18 protein-coding genes are annotated in these 19,865 nt (G+C 70.3%); 12 read left to right on the top strand and 6 right to left on the bottom strand.

The annotated features are described in order from the left end of the window. Positions 1–39 precede the first annotated feature (39 nt). Together JOD67_RS00560 and JOD67_RS00555 are read left to right on the top strand one after the other, a co-directional pair. On the top strand, positions 40–252 hold the full coding sequence (locus tag JOD67_RS00560; protein WP_205113835.1) for a hypothetical protein: 213 nt from the start codon (positions 40–42) through the stop codon (positions 250–252). Continuing rightward, positions 252–701, top strand: coding sequence for a PIN domain-containing protein (locus tag JOD67_RS00555; protein WP_205113833.1), 450 nt, complete (start codon positions 252–254; stop codon positions 699–701). Before JOD67_RS00560 ends, JOD67_RS00555 begins: the two co-directional genes overlap by 1 nt. Here JOD67_RS00555 and JOD67_RS00550 read toward each other — a convergent pair. After that, positions 688–1,983, bottom strand: coding sequence for a CapA family protein (locus JOD67_RS00550; protein ID WP_205113831.1), 1,296 nt, complete (start codon positions 1,981–1,983; stop codon positions 688–690). The two genes, JOD67_RS00555 and JOD67_RS00550, sit on opposite strands and share 14 nt — an antisense overlap. Before the next feature lie 311 nt (positions 1,984–2,294). Here JOD67_RS00550 and topA point away from each other — a divergent pair, with 311 nt between their 5' ends. The 5 genes from topA to JOD67_RS00525 all read left to right on the top strand — a co-directional run bounded on the left by topA (position 2,295) and on the right by JOD67_RS00525 (position 9,494). Further along, a complete protein-coding gene (gene topA, locus JOD67_RS00545) occupies positions 2,295–5,003 on the top strand; it encodes a type I DNA topoisomerase (RefSeq protein WP_307782219.1) in 2,709 nt (902 codons plus the stop codon). 79 nt (positions 5,004–5,082) lie between these two features. Beyond that, complete coding sequence (locus JOD67_RS00540; protein WP_205113828.1) at positions 5,083–7,110, top strand: protease-associated domain-containing protein; 2,028 nt, start codon at positions 5,083–5,085, stop codon at positions 7,108–7,110. A 64-nt stretch (positions 7,111–7,174) separates the two neighbouring features. Further along, a complete protein-coding gene (locus JOD67_RS00535) occupies positions 7,175–7,990 on the top strand; it encodes a hypothetical protein (protein ID WP_205113826.1) in 816 nt (271 codons plus the stop codon). Beyond that, the gene (locus JOD67_RS00530) at positions 7,987–8,241 is read left to right on the top strand and encodes a hypothetical protein (RefSeq protein ID WP_205113824.1); all 255 of its coding nucleotides are present in this window, start codon (positions 7,987–7,989) and stop codon (positions 8,239–8,241) included. The genes JOD67_RS00535 and JOD67_RS00530 overlap by 4 nt, the downstream gene beginning before the upstream one ends. A gap of 233 nt (positions 8,242–8,474) precedes the next feature. Next, positions 8,475–9,494 (top strand): LacI family DNA-binding transcriptional regulator, encoded by a 1,020-nt coding sequence (locus tag JOD67_RS00525; protein ID WP_205113822.1) that lies wholly within the window; start codon positions 8,475–8,477, stop codon positions 9,492–9,494. Here the strand turns inward: JOD67_RS00525 and JOD67_RS00520 are convergent. Beyond that, positions 9,491–10,564 (bottom strand): Gfo/Idh/MocA family protein, encoded by a 1,074-nt coding sequence (locus tag JOD67_RS00520; RefSeq protein ID WP_205113820.1) that lies wholly within the window; start codon positions 10,562–10,564, stop codon positions 9,491–9,493. The two genes, JOD67_RS00525 and JOD67_RS00520, sit on opposite strands and share 4 nt — an antisense overlap. Positions 10,565–10,763: 199 nt before the next feature. On the opposite strand from JOD67_RS00520, the gene JOD67_RS39715 reads away from it, so the two are divergent. Further along, on the top strand, positions 10,764–12,647 hold the full coding sequence (locus tag JOD67_RS39715) for a PKD domain-containing protein (protein ID WP_239553677.1): 1,884 nt from the start codon (positions 10,764–10,766) through the stop codon (positions 12,645–12,647). A 171-nt stretch (positions 12,648–12,818) separates the two neighbouring features. Further along, on the top strand, positions 12,819–13,001 hold the full coding sequence (locus tag JOD67_RS00510) for a hypothetical protein (protein ID WP_205113818.1): 183 nt from the start codon (positions 12,819–12,821) through the stop codon (positions 12,999–13,001). Here the strand turns inward: JOD67_RS00510 and JOD67_RS00505 are convergent. Both JOD67_RS00505 and JOD67_RS00500 read right to left on the bottom strand, forming a co-directional pair. Beyond that, on the bottom strand, positions 12,998–13,507 hold the full coding sequence (locus tag JOD67_RS00505) for an SRPBCC domain-containing protein (RefSeq protein ID WP_205113816.1): 510 nt from the start codon (positions 13,505–13,507) through the stop codon (positions 12,998–13,000). The two genes, JOD67_RS00510 and JOD67_RS00505, sit on opposite strands and share 4 nt — an antisense overlap. A gap of 14 nt (positions 13,508–13,521) precedes the next feature. Beyond that, positions 13,522–14,118: a TetR/AcrR family transcriptional regulator gene (locus JOD67_RS00500; RefSeq protein WP_205113814.1), complete on the bottom strand. Its 597-nt coding sequence runs from the start codon at positions 14,116–14,118 to the stop codon at positions 13,522–13,524. A gap of 152 nt (positions 14,119–14,270) precedes the next feature. On the opposite strand from JOD67_RS00500, the gene tmk reads away from it, so the two are divergent. Together tmk and JOD67_RS00490 are read left to right on the top strand one after the other, a co-directional pair. After that, on the top strand, positions 14,271–16,376 hold the full coding sequence (gene tmk / locus JOD67_RS00495) for a dTMP kinase (RefSeq protein WP_205113812.1): 2,106 nt from the start codon (positions 14,271–14,273) through the stop codon (positions 16,374–16,376). Next, on the top strand, positions 16,373–17,551 hold the full coding sequence (locus JOD67_RS00490; RefSeq protein ID WP_205113810.1) for a DNA polymerase III subunit delta': 1,179 nt from the start codon (positions 16,373–16,375) through the stop codon (positions 17,549–17,551). Before tmk ends, JOD67_RS00490 begins: the two co-directional genes overlap by 4 nt. A gap of 16 nt (positions 17,552–17,567) precedes the next feature. On the opposite strand, the gene JOD67_RS00485 is transcribed toward JOD67_RS00490, so the two are convergent. Next, on the bottom strand, positions 17,568–18,104 hold the full coding sequence (locus JOD67_RS00485; protein WP_205113808.1) for a GNAT family N-acetyltransferase: 537 nt from the start codon (positions 18,102–18,104) through the stop codon (positions 17,568–17,570). Positions 18,105–18,342: 238 nt separating this feature from the next. Between JOD67_RS00485 and JOD67_RS00480 the strand changes: the two genes are divergently transcribed. Next, entirely contained in the window at positions 18,343–19,242 is a 900-nt protein-coding gene (locus JOD67_RS00480) for an aminoglycoside phosphotransferase family protein (RefSeq protein ID WP_205113805.1), read from the top strand. Between the two features lie 60 nt (positions 19,243–19,302). On the opposite strand, the gene JOD67_RS00475 is transcribed toward JOD67_RS00480, so the two are convergent. After that, positions 19,303–19,794, bottom strand: a complete 492-nt coding sequence (locus tag JOD67_RS00475; protein ID WP_205113803.1) for a DinB family protein — start codon at positions 19,792–19,794, stop codon at positions 19,303–19,305. Between the last annotated feature and the right edge of the window lie 71 nt (positions 19,795–19,865).

The raw sequence follows: 19,865 nt of genomic DNA, 5'->3' as shown, positions 1-19,865 counted from the left end.
TCTGGCAGGCACTCCTGGAGCTGCGGTATACTCGGCGGTATGATTAGCACGACCATCAAGGTGCCCAAGAGCACGCGCGACCGGCTGCATCAGCTCGCCGCAAGGGACGGGCTGACGCTCGCCCAAGAGATCGAGAAGCTGATCGACAAGAACGAGCCTCAGCCCTTGCCCAGGCTTGGCGGGTTCCGCAGCGCCAGGTCGCTCACGGCAGAGGAGATGGACGCCAAGCTGCGGGAGGGTTTCGGTCGCTGATGGCGATCATCGTCGACGCTAGCGCGATCGTCGCCTGGTATGACGAGGGCCAGGCCGAGCACGACGCGATCGTCAGCATTCTTCCTCGCCTGGTCCGCGAAAGACGCGAGAAGCTCATCGTCTCGCCCATGATCGTCGTTGAGGCTGACTACTTGTTGGCGGATGAGCTCGGTCCGAGGGGCGCGCGATATTTCGCCGAGGATCTCGTGAACGGTGCGTTCGAGCTTGCCACCTGGTCGGTGAGTGACCATGCCGTGGCGCTCGGCGTCATCGACAGCTATCACGGGGACTACGTCGGCATCGCCGATGCGTCGAACGTCGTGCTGGCCGATCGTTACCGGACGACCGAGCTGATGACCCTGGACCAGCGGCACTTCCGCATGCTCCGCCCCATCTGGGGCGCCAATCACTTCAGGCTGTTGCCGTACGACGAGGTCAGCGAAGGCTGAACGGTGGGCCGCTCGTCGACCACAGGTCGGAGAGGATCTCCGAGCCGCCGTTCTCCCAGGAGACGAAGCGGGGCGCGAAGTCCGAGTTCGTCGCGATCCGGTACGGGACGAAGCGCATCGACTTCAGCGCCGGGCCCCAGTACGTCAGCTCCAGCACCAGGCCCTCGCGGACCTCGTCCTCCCAGTCCATGTCGAAGACGAAGTTGCCCAGCGAGTGCACGATGAACCGGCCCTTGTAGACCTCCACCCCCTGCACCCAGTGCGGATGGCCGCCGACAACCAGGTCCGCGCCGGCGTCGATGGCCGCGCGGGCGACCGTGCGCTGGTCGGGCACGGGGGAGTGCGTGTACTGCGTGCCCCAGTGCGGCACCACGAGCACCACGTCCACGGAAGGTCGCAGTGAAGCGATGGTCGTACGCAGCCGTGCGACGTCCGAGGCGTTCAACGGCCCGGTCCGCGGCTCCATCCGCACCGAAGCCGCACCCGGCCGCGTCGAAGCCCGTGGCGTCTCGCCGATCGCGTTGAACGCCACGATCCCGAACCGCACCCCGTCCCGTGCGATCACCGCCGGCCTCCACGCGTCGGCCAGCGAGGCGCCGGCCCCGACCGTCGCGAACCCACCGCGATGCAGCAGCCGCTGCGTCACCGTCAGCGACTCCAGGCCGTAGTCGCCGACGTGGTTGTTGCCGAGGGACACCACGTCGAACCCGGCCAGCTTCAGCCCCGCCAGCACCCGCGGGTCCGCGCCGAACGAGTCGTCGCCCTGCGTACGCGGCCCCAGCCGGGACAGCGTGCTCTCCAGGTTGCCGATCGTCAGGTCCGCCGCGGCCAGCCGCGGTGCCGTCGGGCGCAGTGGCCGGGCGAAGTCGCCGCCCAACGACGCACCGACCCGCCGCGCCAGCATGATGTCGCCCACCACCGACACCGTCGTCACCTGAGCGGGCTGCCCCGAGCCCGGCACGCGCAACGGATACCGAGCGGGGTCGCGCAGCGGGTCGACGCCGTCCACCAGCACCGCCGACACCCCCGGGCCGACCCGCGTGGCCGGTGCCACGGCCAGGACCGCACGGGATTTCTGCGCCGCGCTCAAGGCCGCCGAAGACCGGTCCAGCACCAGCCGCCCGGCGACGTCACCCAGAGCACTCCAGTTGGTCGTCTGACCTGCGAGAACGGACTCGGCCACCGCAAGCGAGATCGACAGCGGCCGACGCGTCGCGTGCGTCGCCAGCACCAACGGAACGGTCGACGCGGGGGTCGACGGCGCGGCCGGCCGAGGTGTCACCGACGCTCTCGTGGGAACGCTCGGCGAAGGGGTCACGGACGGTGACGGGGACCCGGAATCGGTCGGCGTGGAACAAGCTGACAGGACCACGGAGAGGACACCGAGTGTGAGAACGGTGGCGGTTCGACGTACTCTCACCTCTCGGATGCTAATGAGCGACCCCCGAAAGGCAGCCGAAGGGAAACCCGCGCAATGTCGCCGGGTACCCGCGAAATCGAGGGGCTGCCCGTACGGTTACGGTCTAGCGGGCCTCGACCGCATGGAGTGAGGCCGAACAGCTCGTTACAGCTCGTTAAGGAGAGTGGAGAAGCGTGCCCGCCAACGACAGGTCGACCGAGGGTGGTCCGCGCCTGGTGATCGTCGAGTCGCCAGCCAAGGCGCGAACGATCGCCGGCTACCTCGGCAACGATTACGTCGTGGAGTCCAGCGTGGGCCACATCCGCGACCTCCCCGGCGGCGCCTCCGAGGTGCCGGCGAAGTACAAGAAGGAGCCCTGGGCCCGCCTCGGCGTGAACGTCGACGACGGCTTCCAGCCGCTCTACGTGGTCCCCGCGCGGCAGCGCCCAACGCTGAAGAAGCTGAAGGACGTCCTCGCCGACGCCGGCAGCGTCTACCTCGCGACAGACGAGGACCGCGAGGGCGAGGCCATCGCGTGGCACCTGCTCGACGAGCTCAAGCCCAAGGTCCCCGTCCACCGGATGGTCTTCCACGAGATCACCCCGGAGGCGATCGAGGCGGCCGTCGCCAACCCGCGCTCGATCGACGACCACCTCGTCGACGCGCAGGAGACCCGGCGCATCCTGGACCGGCTGTACGGCTACGAGGTCAGCCCGGTCCTGTGGAAGAAGGTCATGCCGCGGCTGTCCGCCGGCCGCGTGCAGAGCGTCGCGACGCGCATGGTCGTCGACCGGGAGCGCGAGCGGATGGCGTTCCGCGCCGCCACGTACTGGGACGTCGTCGCCGAGCTCGACTCCGGCGCCGGCCGCGAGCCCGCCGCGTTCATGACCCGGCTGGCCAGCGTCGACGGCAGGCGCGTCGCCACCGGCCGCGACTTCGCCTCCGACGGCACGCTCAAGCAGGCGAGCCAGGGCAACGTCGTCCACCTCGACGAGAGCGCCGCGACCACGCTCGCCGCGGGGCTGCGCACCCAGACCTTCGAGGTCCGCGGCGTCGAGTCCAAGCCGTACAAGCGGTCGCCGTACGCGCCGTTCCGCACCACGACCATGCAGCAGGAGGCGTCCCGCAAGCTCGGGTACGGCGCCGCCCGCACCATGCAGATCGCGCAGCGGCTGTACGAGAACGGCTACATCACCTATATGCGTACGGACTCGATCACGCTGTCGGAGACCGCGATCAACGCGGCCCGCGCGCAGGTCCGTCAGCTGTTCGGCAGCGACTACCTGCCGGACAAGCCGCGCGTCTACACCAGCAAGGTGAAGAACGCGCAGGAGGCGCACGAGGCGATCCGCCCCTCCGGCGACGTCTTCCGGACGCCCGCCGAGACCGGGCTGACCGGCGACGAGTTCCGGCTGTACGAGCTGATCTGGATGCGTACGGTCGCCTCCCAGATGCGCGACGCCGAGGGCCGCAGCGTCACGATCCGCGTCGGCGCCCGTTCGACCGAAGGCCAGGACGCGGAGTTCACCGCGAGCGGCAAGGTCATCACGTTCCACGGCTTCCTCAAGGCGTACGTCGAGGGCGTCGACGACGCGTCGACCGAGTCCGACTCCGCCGAGCGCCGGCTGCCCGACGTCGCCCAGGGCGACCAGCTGTCGGCGAACCGGGTCGACCACGAGGGCCACGAGACCCGCCCGCCGGCACGCTTCACCGAGGCCACGCTGATCCGCGAGCTGGAAGAGCGCGAGATCGGCCGGCCGTCGACGTACGCGACGATCATCGGCACGATCACCGGCCGCGACTACGTCTACAAGAAGGGCCAGGCGCTCGTCCCGACCTGGCTCGCGTTCGCTGTCGTGCGACTGCTCGAGCAGCACTTCGCGCACCTCGTCGACTACAACTTCACCGCCGGCATGGAAGACGCGCTCGACGAGATCGCGAGCGGCCGCGACGACATGCAGACCTGGCTCGCCCGGTTCTACTTCGGCAACGGCGAGGACGGGCTGAAGCAGCTCGTCACCGACCTCGGCGACATCGACGCCCGTGAGATCTCGACGTTCCGGCTGCGCAACGCCGACGGGTCCGAGGACGGCGTGGTCGTGCGCGTCGGCCGGTACGGCCCGTACGTCGAGGACGACGCGGGCAACCGCGCGAACGTGCCGGACGACCTGCCGCCGGACGAGCTGACGCCGGAACGCGCGGCCGAGCTGCTCAGTCAGCCCGCCGGCGCGGAGGTCGCGCTCGGCACCGACCCGGAGAGCGGTCGCGAGGTCGTGGCGAAGGCCGGACGCTTCGGCCCGTACGTCACCGAGGTGCTGCCCGAGGACTCGCCGAAGGATCTCAAGCCGCGCACCGGCTCGCTGTTCAAGTCGATGGCGCTCGACACGGTGACGCTGGACGAGGCGCTGCAGCTGCTGTCGCTGCCGCGGTCGCTCGGCAAGGATCCCGACAACGGCGAGGAGATCACCGCGCAGAACGGGCGGTACGGCCCGTACGTCAAGCGCGGCTCGGACTCCCGTTCGCTCGGCGCCGAAGAGGAGCTCTTCACGGTCACGATCGAGCAGGCGCTGGAGCTGTTCAAGCAGCCGAAGGCCCGCGGCCGCCGCTCCGGTGCCGCGACGCCGCCGCTGCGCGAGTTCGCCGCCGACCCGGTGTCGGGCAAGCCGGTGGTGGTGAAGGACGGCCGGTTCGGTGCGTACGTGACCGACGGGGAGACCAACGCGACGCTGCGCAAGGACGACGACGTCGAGAAGCTCACCTTCGAGCGCGCGATCGAGCTGCTCGCCGAGAAGCGTGCCCGCGGTCCGGTGAAGCGCCCGGCCAAGAAGGCCGCGGCGAAGAAGAGCACCGCCAAGAAGACGGCGAAGAAGACCACGAAGAAGGCCGCTGCCAAGCGTTCGTAGGTTGGCCCGAAGCGCGTAGATCGCCCGAAGTAGACCGAAGGGTGCCGCTTCGGGTGTGATGCCCATATAGTGCTGGAACGTGACGGTTGCATCGCGCTTGGTAGTCGCGCTCACGGTCGGCAGCATCCTCGTCGGCGCCGGGGTGGGTCAGGCCGCGCCAGCGCCGACACTCGCGGTCAAGGTCAAGCTCGTCGACCGCACCGGCAACCTGGCGAAGACGGGCTCGGCGACGTTCCAGAGCACGAACGGCACGTACGTCGTCGCCCAGGCCGGCGAGACCGTCCAGCTCACCGGCGGCCGGTACCTGGTCGTCGCGACTGTCGAGTCCCCGAGCCCCGGCAAGCTCGAGCCGTCCGTCACGATGCTCGCCCAGCCCAACCTCGACGTCCGCCGCAACCAGACCCTGACGCTCGACGCCCGCCGGGCGAACCGCGTGCGCTTCGGCGTCGACCGACCCGACGCGCGGATCTTCCGCGTCGCGATGGTGAGCCGGAAGAACGGGATCCAGGGCGAGGAGGGCGTCGAGCTCGCCGGCACGTTCGACGATCTGTACGCCGGCAACGTCGGGCCGGTGACGGCCGGTTTCGAGTTCTACGTCCGCGCCCAGCTGACCGCGACCGACGTCACCGTCGCCGCGCCGGGGCTGGACCTCGACGTCTGGTGGCTGCCGTACCAGCCGCACCTCGTCGGCAAGGAGGAGCTGAAGCTCGTCGACGTCGGCGCCGGGGCACCCGCCGAGATCGCCAACCGCGGCGTGCGGGGCAAGGCGGTCGTCGTCACGCCGACCGAGGACTCCGACCTCAGTGCCACGATCCGTGCGATCGCGAGGAACGGTGGGCGACTCGCGATCGTCTGGTTCCGTCCGGGGCTGATCAGCGGCGCCGACGGACGGATCCTTCCGACGCTCTACACCACCCGCGCCGGTGGCGCGAAGCTCGTGCAGCTCGCCAAGCAGGGCGGGAAGATCTCCGTCGAAGGCGAGCCGGCGAGCCCGTACCGCTACGACCTCGTCGCCCCCACGGCCGGAACGATCCCCGCGGCGCCCGGAGGGACCTTCCACGACGCCGACCTCGCCCGCGTCGACGCGAGGTACGTGAACGCCTCGCCGTTCGACGCGGTCGGCTACACCTACGACAACCTTGCCATCAGCGGGCGCCAGTACTCCTTCCCCGCGGGCGATCTCTCCTCCGAGGAGTTCGCGCTGCCGCTGGAACGGACGGAGTTCTCGACGCCGGGAACGTGGTACGCCCGCTCCTCCTGGGAGTCGGTCGGCGGGCCCGCGTCGGAGGACACGACCGGCAGCGGGTACGAGGCGATTCGCGCGCTGCAGAAGGGGAAACCGAAGTCGATCACGGTCGGGGCGCCGGTCATCGGGCCGGGCTTCGGCGCACCGTTCGACAAGGTCGTCCATCCGCACTGGGTTTCGCGCGACGGCACCGACGTCGAGGCCGTGATCCCCTTGCTGGCCGACGGATCCGGGCAGGTCGACGACCCCGACATCGACCAGACGCTGACCGTCGACAAGGGCTTCACGAAGCTGTTCCGCAACGGCACGCTGGTCAAGACCATCAACCAGGCCGGGCGCGGCGGCTTCACGATCCCGAACGGTGCGGCGAAGCTTCGCATCGACACCGAGCTCGCCCGGAAGGCGCCCTGGTGGCCGACCTCGACGAAGATCACCGCGAGCTGGACGGTGTCGTCGAACGGTTCGGGCGTGCTCCCGTTGATGGCCGTACGGTTCCATCCCGAGACCGACCTGCGTGGCGAGGTCTCGGCGAAGGACGCCTACGAGCTCCCGATCTGGATCCAGCGCGAACGCGGCGCACCGGCGGCGGAGGTCACCAAGCTCGCCGTACAGATCTCCTACGACGACGGCCTGACCTGGACCGAGGCGCCGGTCACCAAGCACCCGGCGTCGTGGACGGCGCGGATCGCGACGAAACCCCAGTCGTACGTGACGCTGCGCGCTCAGGCGACCGACGCCGCCGGCAACACCGTGCACCAGCGGATCTACCGCGCGTTCCGCGTTCGGGCCGCCGACCCGTCGCCCAGCCCCACTCCCTCCCCGAAACCCAGCCCTACCCCCACGCCCAGCCCCACCAGCTAGGGGCTGACCCGGAACGTTCCCTGACCCGGGAGCGCCAGACCGACCGCGAGACGTTGGGCTAGGCATGCACGAGACCGATCTGCACCTGGAGCCCAACGAGGCCTCTGACCTGTCCCGCGTCTTCAGCCAGCCGACCCTCGACAGGCACGGCTGGGACCGCGCGTTCGTCACGGTGCTCGACGAGGCGGCCGCGGAGGACGCGCTCGCCCTGCTCGTGCACACCAAGGGCGCCGCGCTCGACGACGGGTGGCAGGCGATCCGCGTGCACGCCGACCCCGAGCCACCCGAGGACCGCGGCCGCACCGAGGACGCCGAGGCCTGTGCCAGGCGCGACGGCACCATCTACATTCTCGGCTCGCAGTTCGGCAAGAAGGCTGGCCCGCTGTCGGCCAAGCGGTCCTGGATCGCTCGCGTGAGCGAGGAGGAGCTCGAGCACGCAGCGACCGCGGGCCGTACCAAGCTGGAGATCGCCCGCCGCAGGTTCGGCATCCACCGCGCGGTCAACGACGCCATCGCCAGCCTCGACCTGATCCCGCTCGGTGCCGGAGCCAAACAGGCGTACGTCGACGCCACCATCGCAAAGGCGAACGCGAGGCCAAACGCTGGAACGGCCGACTCCGCCCCGAGGACCACCCGATCAACATCGAGGCCGCCGAGTTCCGCGCCAACGGCAACCTGCTGCTCGGTCTCCGCTATCCCGTCACGGCCGACGGCCACCCGATCCTCGTCGAGCTGCACGACATCGACGCCCTCTTCACCGACCCGGACGCCACCCCGACCCACGGCAACGTCTGGGTCCTCACCGACGTCGGCAGCAGGGAAGCGCCCGCCGGTGTCCGCGGACTCGACAGCGCCGGCGACGACACGTTCGAGGCCGTGATCGGTGATCTGGACGCGACCGGCAAGTCCGCGACCGTGCTCGACGACCACCCGCACGGCGCCATCGCGGCGTCGGAGCACGTTCGCTTCACGCTCCCGGACACCGACGGCGGAGGAGTGGGCAGCAAGGCCCTCCACCACTTCGGCGACCTCCGCCGAGTCGAGGGCGTCGCGCTCGACGACGAGGGCCACGCCCACTACGTCATCGACGAGGAGGGTCGGGTCGCCCTTCGCACATTGATCTTTGACTAGGCCGTGTCTGGCAAAGATCGCCCGGCGCGCGACACCCCACATCCCGTCTGGACGCGGTGCACCTCGTCACCCATATAACCAATATGAGTTCCTCCTGCACCACGCCCATACGGGCGCGGGGCGCCGCGCGCCATCGCGCGGAGCGCGATGACCGGCGCTATTTGCCAGACACGACCTACGCGAACCGCTGCTACCGTGACCCGGCGGGCGAGGGGGAAGCCGGGGAGGAACCGATGGTCGTCAGCGACGCGAACAGGCCGGGGGAGCGCGTACGGCTCGCGGACGTGGCCAGACACGCGGCGGTCAGCCCGACGACGGTCTCGCACGTGCTGTCCGGCAAACGCCTCGTGAACGCCGCGACCCGCGACCGCGTCCAGGACGCCATCCGCGAGCTCGGCTACCGCCCGAACCAGGCCGCGCGCCAGCTGCGTACCAACCTGTCGCGCATGGTCGCGGTGATCGTCCCGGACCTGACCAACTCCTTCTACGGCGTCCTCACCCGAGGCCTCGCCGACCACATCGGCGGCCAGGAGTACGGGACGTACGTCTGCAACACCGACGGCTCGGCCGACCGGGAACGCAAGTTCCTGCACGACGTGCTCGACCGCGGCGTCGACGGCATCGTGATGGCCGCGGTCAACGCCGCGATCGAGCCCGACCTCGCCCAGGCCCGGCTCGCGACGCCGATCGTGTGCGTCGGTACGCCGAAGGACGACCTCGGCGTCGACTGGGTCTCGACCGACGACCGTTCTGGAGCCCGCGACGCGACCGCGCACCTGCTCGAGCGCGGCCGCCAGCGGATCGCGATGATCCAAGGGCCGCCGGGGACGGGAACGCCGAGGACCGAGGGCTACCACGACGCGATGCTGCGCGCGGGCCGCGCGGTCGACGGCCGGATGCTGTTGCAGGGCGACTGGACCCGCGCCGGCGGCCAGGCCGCGATGCGGACGCTGCTCGCGCTCGACGAAAGGCCGGACGCGGTCTTCTGCGCGAACGACCTGTCCGCGATCGGCGCGATCGACGTCCTCCGCGCGGCCGGGCTGACCGTGCCCGATGACATCGCGCTGGTCGGCTTCGACGACATCGACGCGGCGACGATGGTCATGCCGGCGCTGACGACGGTCCGCAACCCCGCGTACGAGATCGGCTCCAACGCGGGCGAGCTGCTGCTCGGCCGGATGAACGGCGACTTCACCGGCCCGGCCCGCACGGTCAAGCTGCCCTGTCCGCTGGTCGAACGCGCCTCGGTCTAGCGCCCCAATGCCCGGATGATCTCGGCGAACAGGTCGAGGTCCGCGACGAAGTCCTCCGGACTGGTCTTCGGGGCGAAGCCCTCGGTGATCGCGCGGTGGAAGTACTCCAGCTCGTGCGTGTACGGATCCTTCAGATGCGGCCGGGTGACCGTGCGGGTGAACGCGTCGCCGTTCGTCTCCTCGATCGTCAACGTGGTCGGGAGATGGCGGACGAACGGCGTGTCGTACTGCACGCGCAGCGACGACGTCGCGCCGTACACCTCGAGGTGGGCGTCGAAGCGGCGCTGGTCGTCGACGCCGGTCTCGTACGTGGCCACGAAGTCGCCGTAGTCGAGCAGCGCCGTGAGGTACGTGCCTCCTCGCCACCCGCGCGCCGCGACGACTCCCTTCGGCCGGCCGACCAGCTCGCGCAGCGCCGACAGGTCGTGGCTGCCAAGCCCGCAGAGCATGCGGTACGTGCGCACGAGCTCGCCGGAGACGTCGCCGAGCGCTTCGGTGACAAGCTCTCGACCGCGCGCCGTGCGTTCGTCAAGCGTGGCTTGCGGGAGGTCCGATGGCCGGTCGACTCGGGCGGTCGGCTCGATGAACAGCCCGTTGCGGCCGATGATGTCGCGGACCCGCACGTAGCGGATGTCTCCCAGCGAGGGGACTTTCTCCTTGGCTGCAAGGAAAGCCGGCGCGAACCGCCGCATGTACCCGACCATGACCGTCGCGCCGCTCGCGTCCCTGGCCGCGATGACGCGTTCGGCCTCGCGCGGGCTGAGGCACATCGGCTTCTCCACCAGCACGTGCACGTCCTGCTGGAGCGCCGCGACGACCGCGTCGGTGTGGTATTCGTCGCTGTTCAGCACCAGCACGCAGTCGAGGTCCTCGCCGGCGAGCAGCTCGTCGACGCTGGTGTAGCGCGCCTTGACGCCGTACCGGTCGCCGACCGCGCCGAGCAGGCCGGGGGAGAGGTCGCAGATGGCGCGGACCTCGAACTGGTCCGGGAGCGTCTGCAGGACGGGGAGGTGGATCACCTGGGCGACCTCGCCGGCCCCGACGATGCCGGTGGAGAGAGTTCTCGCCATGAGTCTGGACCGTATCACCATGCCCTGTTCACGATTCGTCGTCAGCCGAACGCGCAGCGTCGTGGGGCACCGGCAATGGCGAGGGGTTTCCCCGATTCACCACGGCCCGCCCCCGGCCAGGCTTGGTGTACGTACGGACGACTCGTGCACGTCAGGGGGGTGCACGAGCTGTCTCGCCTTCGGGAGGGGAACCACAGGAATGCAACGCAACGTGGCGCGGGCGCTCGCACTCGTCCTGATCACCATCTATCTCCACGTGGTCGCCGTCGTCGCGACCGGCGGCGCGAACGCGGCCGTGACGCTGGAGGACGCGGAGCCGGCCGCGGTGACCGCCGCCGCCGAGCACAGCGTCCAGCTCAAGCCGGTCGGCTCGCTCGGGCCGGTCGACGGCGGCGGACTGATTGCCCACTGCGACACCTGCGTGCCGGACGACCTGTTCGACTGCGGTGGCTGCGAGGTCACGGCCGGCATCAAGATCAAGGCGATCTCGCGGCTGGACTGGGCGAACTCGCAGGTGCCCGTCTTCACCGTCGACCCAGCCGAGGTACGGCAGGGATCGACCGCGACCGTGTTCAACCGGATGGGCCGAGGTGAGGGCGAGGGGCTGAAGCTCGCGTTCGAAGGCACCTACGCGTTCGGCATCTTCGTCTGTGGCGGGGACTTCAAGCCCTGTGGGGACAAGGGCTACGACGACTGGCAGGAGACGAACGAGTACACCCGCACCGCGACGAAGACGATGACCGCCCCGACCGCCTGCACGCCGCAGGCCGGCGCCGTCCTGTGCGACTTCAGCACGAAGATCGACGGGTTCGTCCCGGAGACCTGCTTCCTCCCCGGCTGCCCGGTCGACCTCACCGTCAACCTGCACGCCGACGGCCAGGTGCAGGCGACCAAGGAGGGCATCGTCGTCGCGAGGACGGCGACCTTCAACACCAGCGCGGGAAACGTCGACGCGAAGAAGTCCGTGTGGGCCAAGGCCGAGAACGTTGCGGACGAGGTTCCGGTGCCGTGCACCGCGACGCCCGGCTCGAAGCTGAGGTACAAGGTCGGCGCTCCCGCCCTCTACGCGCCCGACGTCGCCGCCACGGGATCGTTGAAGTTCTACCTGGACATCGACGGCCCCGGGCCGCTGAACTCGCACACCTGGCACACGCTGCGCGAGGGCGTGCTGCTCAAGGGCAGCATGAACATGTTCGACCACGCGACGGCCGCGACGTACGAGGTCGGCACGGTCCTGCCGGACGACGTGAAGCCGCGGATCACCGGCCTCGACCAGACCGGCGCTTTCGTCGAGGGCTCGCCGGTGACGTTCACCGCCGGCGCGGAGGACAACTGCCTCGACGGGCTGACGTACGACTGGACGTTCTCCGACGGCACGACGGCGTCGGGCAAGACCGTAGAGCACGTGTTCGCCGACAACGGGACGTACAACGGCACGCTCGTCGTCAGCGACGCGGGCGGCAACGTGGCGGAGCAGCCGTTCGACCTGCGCCAGCCGATCGAGAACGCGGCGCCGGTCGTCGCGAGGCCCGCGGACGTCAAGCAGGAGTGGGGGCTGCCGGCCAGCTTCCACGCGGAGGCGACCGATCCGGGGCCGGCCGACCAGGCGACGCTGAAGTACCGCTGGGAGTTCGGCGACGGCACCCAGGCGGACGGCGCCGACGCGACGCACACCTACGCCAAGCCCGGCACGTACACCGCGAAGGTCACCGTGACCGACAAAGACGGCGCCTCGGCCTCGGCCGAGGTGGTCGCGACCGTCACCGCGCGGGCCACGAAGACCACGTACACCGGGCCACGGCACTCCCTGCCGCTGCTGCCGATCAACCTGTCGGCGACCGTGGTGGACTCGCAGGGCAAGCCCGTCGCGAACGCGGAGGTGACGTTCAAGATCGGCGGCATCGACGTGCAGGACAGGACGGACTCGCGCGGCCGGGCCGCGGCGCTGCTGATCGCGCCGCTGCTGCTGGGCGACACGACGGTCGCGGCCGTCACCGCGGGCGGCAACCTCTACGCGGGGTCGACGGACGGGCCGTACCCGTACCGGGTCGGCCTCACTCCGCCAGCCATCGCCGCGCCGTAGCGGCACTGGCGGCCATCGGCGGGGGGACCGATGGCCGCCAGTGTTGAGTGCGGTGTCAAAAGCGAGGGGTTTCCCCGATTCGTCCGCGGGACGGGTACGGGATGGTAGGCAGGCGGGCCAGCTGGGGTCTGGTTCGTGCGGGTCAGGGGACGAACGGAAAGGGGGCACCTGATGGGTACGAGAGGTGGATCGATCGCGGCCGGCCTGGCCGCGCTGGCGCTGGGACTCGCGGTCCTGGGAACGGGAACGGCTTTCGCATCGAACGAGGCTCCGTGCGACGACTCGCTGCCGGGCTCGAACTGCGCGCCGAGCTCGCTGCCCGGCTCGGACCTTCAGCCAGCCCCACCTGCCTAGCGCGTCGCGGCGGCGCGGACGGCGAGGGTGTCGTTCATCGCCCGGAAGCCGGGCAGGGTCTCGCCGCGGAGCATGCCGGTGAGGAACGGGACGAGCGCGCCCTTGAACGTCTCCTCCTGGACGAGCCGTACCCGGCCGGGGCCGAGCTCCTCGATCACGAACGAGTGCTCGCCATCGAACAGGCCCGGGACGTACAGCCGGCCGATCCAGCGCAGCTCGCGGCCTGGCGTGACGGCGAGCAGCGTGGGCGTGAACGTACGGTCCGTTCCGCCGCTGCGCATGACGTTCGTGATGGTCGCGCCGACGGCAAGCTCGCCCTCGGAGCGGACGATGAACGGGTTCCACTCAGGGTAGGCGGCCCGGTCGGCGAGGACGTTCCAGACCTGGTCGGCGGAGGCTTCGATCTCGGTCTCGACCCGCAGGACGAGGGGATTCGCGCGCTGCCAGACGATCGCGCCGGCGAGGACGACGACGAGGGCGCCGATGACGATGAGTACCCGAGGCATGGTGGTGGTCCTGTTCAACTGGTGGGTTCGTGGGTACCGAGCACGCTGTCGACCAGCCTGGTCGCGTACTCCGGTGTGAGCGGATCGCCCGTGATGAGCAGGCGGTAGTAGAGCGGGCCGACGAGCTGGTCGACGAGGATCTCCGCGTTCGATGCTCGAGGCAGGTCGCCGCGGTCGCGGGCGGCCCAAAGGATCGTGATCGCCGCTCCGCGCCAGGCCTTGAACAGCTCGCGGATGCCGAGCGCCACGCTCGAGTCGCGGGCGACCGCGGCGGCGAGGTCGGCGACCAGGGCTGCCCCGACCGCGTGCAGCCGGACGGTGATGCCGCGCACGAGCGCGGTCAGGTCGTTGCGCAGGTCGCCGGTCTCCTCGAGCCGTACCTGGCCCTGCAGGTCGGCGACCAGCTCGATCACCAGGTGCGCCTTGCTCGGCCAGCGCCGGTACAGCGTGGTCTTCGCGACGCCGGCGTGCTCGGCCACCCGGTCGACCGCGAGCGCCTCGTAGCCGTCGGTCGCGAGCAGCTGGCGGGCCGCATCCAGGATGCGCCGATCGGCACCGGGGTCGCGGGGGCGGCCGCGCCGGCCGGGCTGCTCGGTCAGCTCTGGGGTCATCTCTGTGGCTCCCACTTTTCGCTACCTCGGTGTCGTAATGCCGACTGTAGGTCGCGTCCGTGGATTACGCAACTGCGGTAGCGGAAGTCGCTCGGGCGCGTCGTTCCCCCACTCGCCAGGCTTTCGGGGGAGGGCGTCGTTACGCTGACAGGGTGTCCGAGCAGGCCCACCCAGAAGGCGACAGCAGCAACGGCGGCGACGCGGCCCGCACTGCCGCGCCGCCGGCGCACGCGCTCGGCGCGGTGCTGAAGATCGCCGCGTTCCGCAAGCTCTGGATCGCGCTCGGCCTGTCCAGCCTCGGTGACTGGCTCGGCCTGCTCGCCCTCACCGCGATGGCGAGCCAGCTCGCCCAGGGCGACTACCGCGCGCAGAACTTCGCGATCGCCGGCGTGCTGCTCCTCCGCCTGCTCCCCGCCGTGGTCGTCGGCCCGCTCGGCGGCTACATCGCCGACCGGCTGGACCGGCGCTGGACGCTGGTGATCGGCGACGTACTGAGGTTCGGCCTGTTCGTCTCGATTCCGATCGTCGGCAACCTGTTCTGGCTGCTGACCGCCACCGTCCTCATCGAGTGCGTGAGCCTGGTCTGGCTCCCCGCCAAGGACGCCGCGGTCCCCAACCTCGTCCCGCGCGAACGCCTCGCGGTCGCCAACCAGCTCTCGCTCGTCACGACGTACGGCTCCGCGCTCCCCGCCGCGCTGCTGTTCACCCTGCTCGCGCTGCTGAACAAGTCGCTGTCCGCGACGCTCAACTGGTTCGCCAGCCCCGTCGACCTCGCGCTCTACTTCAACTCCGCCACGTTCCTCGTCGGCGCGATCGTCGCGAGCCGGCTGCACGAACTGTCCGGGCAGGGCGCAGGCAACGGCTCGGAGGAACGCCAAGGCGTGCTCCGCGCGATCTTCGTCGGCTGGAAGTTCGTCGCTCGCAACAAGCTGGTCCGAGGTCTCGTCATCGGCGTGGTCGGCGCGTTCGGCGTCGGCGGTGTGGTGATCGGGCTGGGTCGTACGTACGTCGCCGACCTCGGCGGCGGCGAGGCCGGCTACGGCGTGCTGTTCGGCGCGGTGTTCCTCGGCCTCGCGGGCGGCATGGCGTTCGGCCCGCGGCTGCTGACCGGCTTCTCCCGCAAGCGCATGTTCGGTCTCGCGCTCACCGGCGCGGGCGGGTCGCTGGTGATGATGGCGCTCGTCCAGAACATCGTGCTGGTCTCCGGATTCACTGTCCTGCTTGGCTTCTGCGCCGGCATCGCGTGGATCACCGGCTACACGATGCTGGGGATGGAGGTCGACGACGCGATCCGCGGCCGCACGTTTGCGTTCGTCCAGTCGCTCACTCGCGTCGTCCTGGCGGCCGTCCTCGCGGCCGCGCCGGGCATCGCCGGCGCGATCGGCGCGCACCAGATCTCCTTGCTGGGCAAGGGAACGATCACGTACAACGGCGCCTCGATCACGTTCCTCATTGCTGGCTTGGCGGCCACGTTCCTCGGCGTCTTCAGCTACCGGCAGATGGACGACCGGCGGAAGGTCTCGCTGATCCGCGACCTGCGCGGGGCGTTCAGCGGGCACGAGCGTGGCGTGTTCTCCGACACGGGGTTGTTCATCGCGTTGGAGGGCGGCGAGGGTTCCGGCAAGTCGACCCAGGTGCGCCGGTTGGAGGCGTGGCTGGTCGAACGTGGGTTGCGGGTCGTCGCGACGCACGAGCCGGGCGCGACGCCGGTCGGTCAGACGATCCGTTCGATCGTGCTGGGCAACGCGACCGGCAGCCTGTCGCCGCGGACCGAGGCGTTGCTGTACGCCGCGGACAAGGCCGAGCACGTCGACACGATGGTCCGCCCGGAGCTCGACGAGGGCGCGATCGTCATCACCGACCGGTACATCGACTCCACCCTCGCCTACCAGGGTGGCGGACGTGATCTCGCGCAGCGCGAGGTGCTGCGGCTGTCGCGGTGGGCGACGAGCGGATTGCGGCCTCATCTCACCGTCCTGCTTGACATTCCGCCCGAGGTCGGGCTGGCGCGGGGTGCGGCGAACGGGCCGGCCGACCGGATCGAGAGCGAGTCGCTGGAGTTCCATCAGCGCGTACGGCAGGGGTTCCTCGACCTCGCGCTGCTCGATCCGGACCGCTACCTGGTGGTCGACGCGACCCAGCAGCCCGCGGAGATCGCGGACCAGATTCGCGCCAGGGTCGAGTCGTTGCTCGAGCCCGTCGCGACCGAGTCCGACGTCCCCGTTCCGGTGGATTCCCCTGAGGAGGCACGGCGATGACGGCGCCGGCAGAGTTGATGGCAGGCGTCTGGGCGGACCTCACCGGGCAGGAGCCGACGGTCGAGACCCTGGCCAACGCGGCCCACGCGGCGGCGGCGCGGTTGGCCGGCGTCGAGGGGATCTCGGGCATGACGCACGCGTGGCTGATCACCGGCCCGCCGGGCTCGGGGCGGTCGAACGCGGCACGCGCCTTCGCGGCGGCGTTGGAGTGCCAGAACGAGGGGTGCGGTGAGTGCAACGCCTGCCGTACGTCGTTGAGCGGAACGCACCCGGACGTGACGCTGGTGCGGACCGAGCAGCTGTCGTTGCGGGTGGACGAGATTCGCGAGCTGGTGTTGAAGTCCGCGATGTCGCCGGTGGGCGCGCGCTGGCAGGTGCTCGTGGTCGAGGACGCGGACCGGCTGACCGAGCAGGCGGCGGACGCGCTGCTGAAGAGCCTGGAGGAACCGGCCGCGCGTACGGTCTGGCTGCTGTGCGCGCCGACCGTCGAGGACGTGGTGCCGACGATCCGGTCGCGGTGCCGGCTGCTGGTGTTGCGTACGCCGTCGACGTCGGCAGTAGCGTCGTTGTTGGAGCGGCGTGGGGTCGAGCGTTCGATGGCGCTCTTCGCGGCGCGGGCGTCGCAGGGGCACATCGGCCGGGCGCGGGCCCTCGCGCTGAAGGAAGAGGTGCGCGACCGGCGTTCTGAGGTGCTCTCGATCCCGTCGCAGGTGGGCACGTTGTCGGGTTGCGTGCACGCGGCCGCGGCCCTGGTCGAGCGGGCCGCGGAGGAGGCGAAGGCGGCGACGACCGAGCTGGACACGCACGAACGTACCGAGCTCGAGAACGCTCTAGGCGTGGGCGGAAAGGGCGCGAAGCCTCGTTCTTTGCAAGCAGCGTTGAAGGATCTGGACGACCAGCAGAAGGTCCGGGCCAAGCGGCTGCAGCGTGACGCGCTGGACCGGGCGCTGCTGGACCTGATGTCGTACTACCGCGACGTCCTGGCGGTCGCGCTGAACACGGGAGCAGAGCTCGTCAACCTCGAGTTGCGCCCCGACATCGCCCGCGCCGCAGCGTCCACCCCGCCCGAAGCCGTGCTGGCCAAGGTCGACGCCATCCTCGCCTGCCGCGAAGCCATCGCCGCCAACGTCGCCCCCTTGCTCGCCGTCGAAGCGATGACCATCAACCTGCGCTGACCTGCGCCGATGGCCGCTACCAGAGTTCGCCGTCGCGCCAGTCGCAGATGAGGTCGCCGGCGAGGTCGAGGTGGGCGGTGGCGGGGAGGACGTAGATGCCGCCGTCTTCGTCGGCTGTGCGCTGGACGCCCGCGGGGGTGAGGGCGAAGGTCGCGCCTTCCCAGTTGCGCCAGCCGCGGCGGGCGTAGAACTCCAGGGCATCCTCGGTGGAGCTGAGCGCGCCGAGGACGTAGGCGGCGCGGATGATGCTTTCGAGCTCGGTCATGATCCGCGCCCCGACGCCGTTGCCGCGCAGGTCGGAGCGGACACCGACGCCCTCGACGTAGCCCGTACGCAGCGCCTTGTCGTCGTGGATGAGCCGCCGCTGGACCACCGCGCCGTGCCCGACCAGCGACGCGCCGTCGAACGCGAGGACGTGCACGCCGCCGAGCGAGTGCTCCCAGTCGTCGTCGGTCCAGTCGCCCTCGAACACGTCGACCAACAGCTGCCGGGCCCGGTCGAGCACCTCGGCGTCGAGCGCGGAGGTGTGCGCGACCTGGATCTTCGCTCCCATGCGGAAAGCCTAGGTCGTGTTTGGCGAATAGCGCCGGTCATCGCGCGTAGCGCGATGGCGCGCGGCGCCCCCGTCCGGACGGGATGTGGGGTGCCTTACCTGGCCAGTGACCGCTCTACCTGGCGTCCACCCCACGTAAAGCGGCCAATGATCAGGTAAACATGATCATTGGCCCCAGGGCGGGCCGGACCGGGCGAACCCACCGCCGGACGAAAGATCGAGGCTAGGGTGCGATGTCGTGATCGAGGTGCCGGAATCGTTCGTCAGTGCGGTGATCTCTCGCGAAGGCGAGGCCGGCCGAACGTGGCTCGCGGCGCTGCCCGAGCTGGTGGCGGACCTGCTCGACCGCTGGCGGTGCATCCCGACCACCCCGATCACCCGCGGCGGCGTGGGAGTCATCCTGCCGGTGAAGCGATTCGACGACTCGCCCGCGGTGCTGAAGGTGTCGTTCCCGCACCCGGGCAACCGCTACGAGGCCGACGCGTTCGCCACCTGGGGCGGCCGCGGCGCGGTGCTGTTGTACGAACGGGACGACGCGAACTTCGCCATGCTGCTCGAACAGGGCGAGTGGGAGACGTTGGACGCTGCCGGCGACGTCGACAACCAGACAGCGCTGATCGGGCAGCTCGCCCGGCGGCTGGCCGTACCCGCGCCGCCGCACCTGCCGCGGCTGGCCGAACGGGCGCCGGAGTGGGAGGACGCGCTGCGCACAGACGATGCCCAGCTGGGCCAGCCGCTCTCGAAGCGGGCCCTGGACGCGGCGCTCGCGACCGTGCGGGAGCTCGGCTCGAAGCAGCCCGACACGATGGTGCACGGCGACCTGCACTTCGGGAACGTCGTCCGCGCGCAGCGCGAGCCCTGGCTCGCGATCGACCCGAAGGGTTGGGCCGGCGATCTCGCGGTCGACGCCTTCAAGGTACTGGTCGGCGGCCGCCACAGCCTGTTCGCGGCGCCCGACCTGCGCGCCGAGTTGCTGCGCCGGCTGGCGATCTTCGCCGATGCCGCGGAGGTCGAGCGCGAGCGGGCGGTCCGGTGGGCTCAGTACGACGCCGTGTCCGGCGCCCACTACAGCCGCCGGGCGGGAGATCCGGCCGAGACCGTCGGCGCCTACGAGGCCGTGGCGGAGCTGCTCAGCTAGCTCGGCCGGCGGTACCCGGTCGTTCCGTCGATCAGCTCGCGGAGACTCGCCTTCTCCGCGTCAGTCACGCGCCTCAGCGACCCAGTCCATGCCGGTCACGCCGTTCTGGCCGAGGAAGAACGTCAGCTGCGACGCGTGCTCCTGCGTGTGCCGCATGCTCATGAGCTGCAACCGCAGGTACGGCGCGCCCCAGGTGGCCGGTGAGTGCACACGTTCGGCGGTCAGCGACCCCATCGCGGACTGGACCTTCTCACGCGTCGCCTGCAAGTAGGCACGGACGGAGTCCCGCGCGTACGGCTCAGTGGGCAGCCCGGTGACGAACGGCTCCGGCAGCGGACAGTCGCCCGCGCTGGCCGAACCCGAGACATAGACGTCGAGCCAGCGGCTGGCGTGGTACGCGATGAACCAGTAGTCGCCGTACCGCTGGTCCTCCTCGTCGTCCCACAGGTGCGCGGTCCACAGCGAGTCCGGGCACAGCGTCAGCGCATCGTCCAGCATGTCGATGGCGCCGCCGAACTGTTCCCACAGATACGTCCTGGTCAGAGCGTCCATCCGCAGAGACTAGAAGCAGCCCTTGTGGATGGCTACGCCCCGAACGCAGGGAGAACGTTTAGGCTGGCCGG

Origin of the sequence: Tenggerimyces flavus (assembly GCF_016907715.1) — a bacterium.
Lineage (GTDB): Bacteria > Actinomycetota > Actinomycetes > Propionibacteriales > Actinopolymorphaceae > Tenggerimyces > Tenggerimyces flavus.
Note: the sequence above shows the minus strand (reverse complement) of the source record. Positions and strands in the feature narration are given on the sequence as shown.

What these genes read in the sequence shown, in the direction of transcription:
- JOD67_RS00560 (WP_205113835.1), top strand. Translation starts at nt 40, where the DNA reads ATGATTAGCACGACCATCAAGGTGCCCAAGAGCACGCGCGACCGGCTG.
- JOD67_RS00555 (WP_205113833.1), top strand. Translation starts at nt 252, where the DNA reads ATGGCGATCATCGTCGACGCTAGCGCGATCGTCGCCTGGTATGACGAG.
- JOD67_RS00535 (WP_205113826.1), top strand. Translation starts at nt 7,175, where the DNA reads ATGCACGAGACCGATCTGCACCTGGAGCCCAACGAGGCCTCTGACCTG.
- JOD67_RS00525 (WP_205113822.1), top strand. Translation starts at nt 8,475, where the DNA reads ATGGTCGTCAGCGACGCGAACAGGCCGGGGGAGCGCGTACGGCTCGCG.
- JOD67_RS00520 (WP_205113820.1), bottom strand. Translation starts at nt 10,564, where the DNA reads ATGGCGAGAACTCTCTCCACCGGCATCGTCGGGGCCGGCGAGGTCGCC.
- JOD67_RS39715 (WP_239553677.1), top strand. Translation starts at nt 10,764, where the DNA reads ATGCAACGCAACGTGGCGCGGGCGCTCGCACTCGTCCTGATCACCATC.
- JOD67_RS00510 (WP_205113818.1), top strand. Translation starts at nt 12,819, where the DNA reads ATGGGTACGAGAGGTGGATCGATCGCGGCCGGCCTGGCCGCGCTGGCG.
- JOD67_RS00505 (WP_205113816.1), bottom strand. Translation starts at nt 13,507, where the DNA reads ATGCCTCGGGTACTCATCGTCATCGGCGCCCTCGTCGTCGTCCTCGCC.
- JOD67_RS00500 (WP_205113814.1), bottom strand. Translation starts at nt 14,118, where the DNA reads ATGACCCCAGAGCTGACCGAGCAGCCCGGCCGGCGCGGCCGCCCCCGC.
- JOD67_RS00490 (WP_205113810.1), top strand. Translation starts at nt 16,373, where the DNA reads ATGACGGCGCCGGCAGAGTTGATGGCAGGCGTCTGGGCGGACCTCACC.
- JOD67_RS00485 (WP_205113808.1), bottom strand. Translation starts at nt 18,104, where the DNA reads ATGGGAGCGAAGATCCAGGTCGCGCACACCTCCGCGCTCGACGCCGAG.
- JOD67_RS00475 (WP_205113803.1), bottom strand. Translation starts at nt 19,794, where the DNA reads ATGGACGCTCTGACCAGGACGTATCTGTGGGAACAGTTCGGCGGCGCC.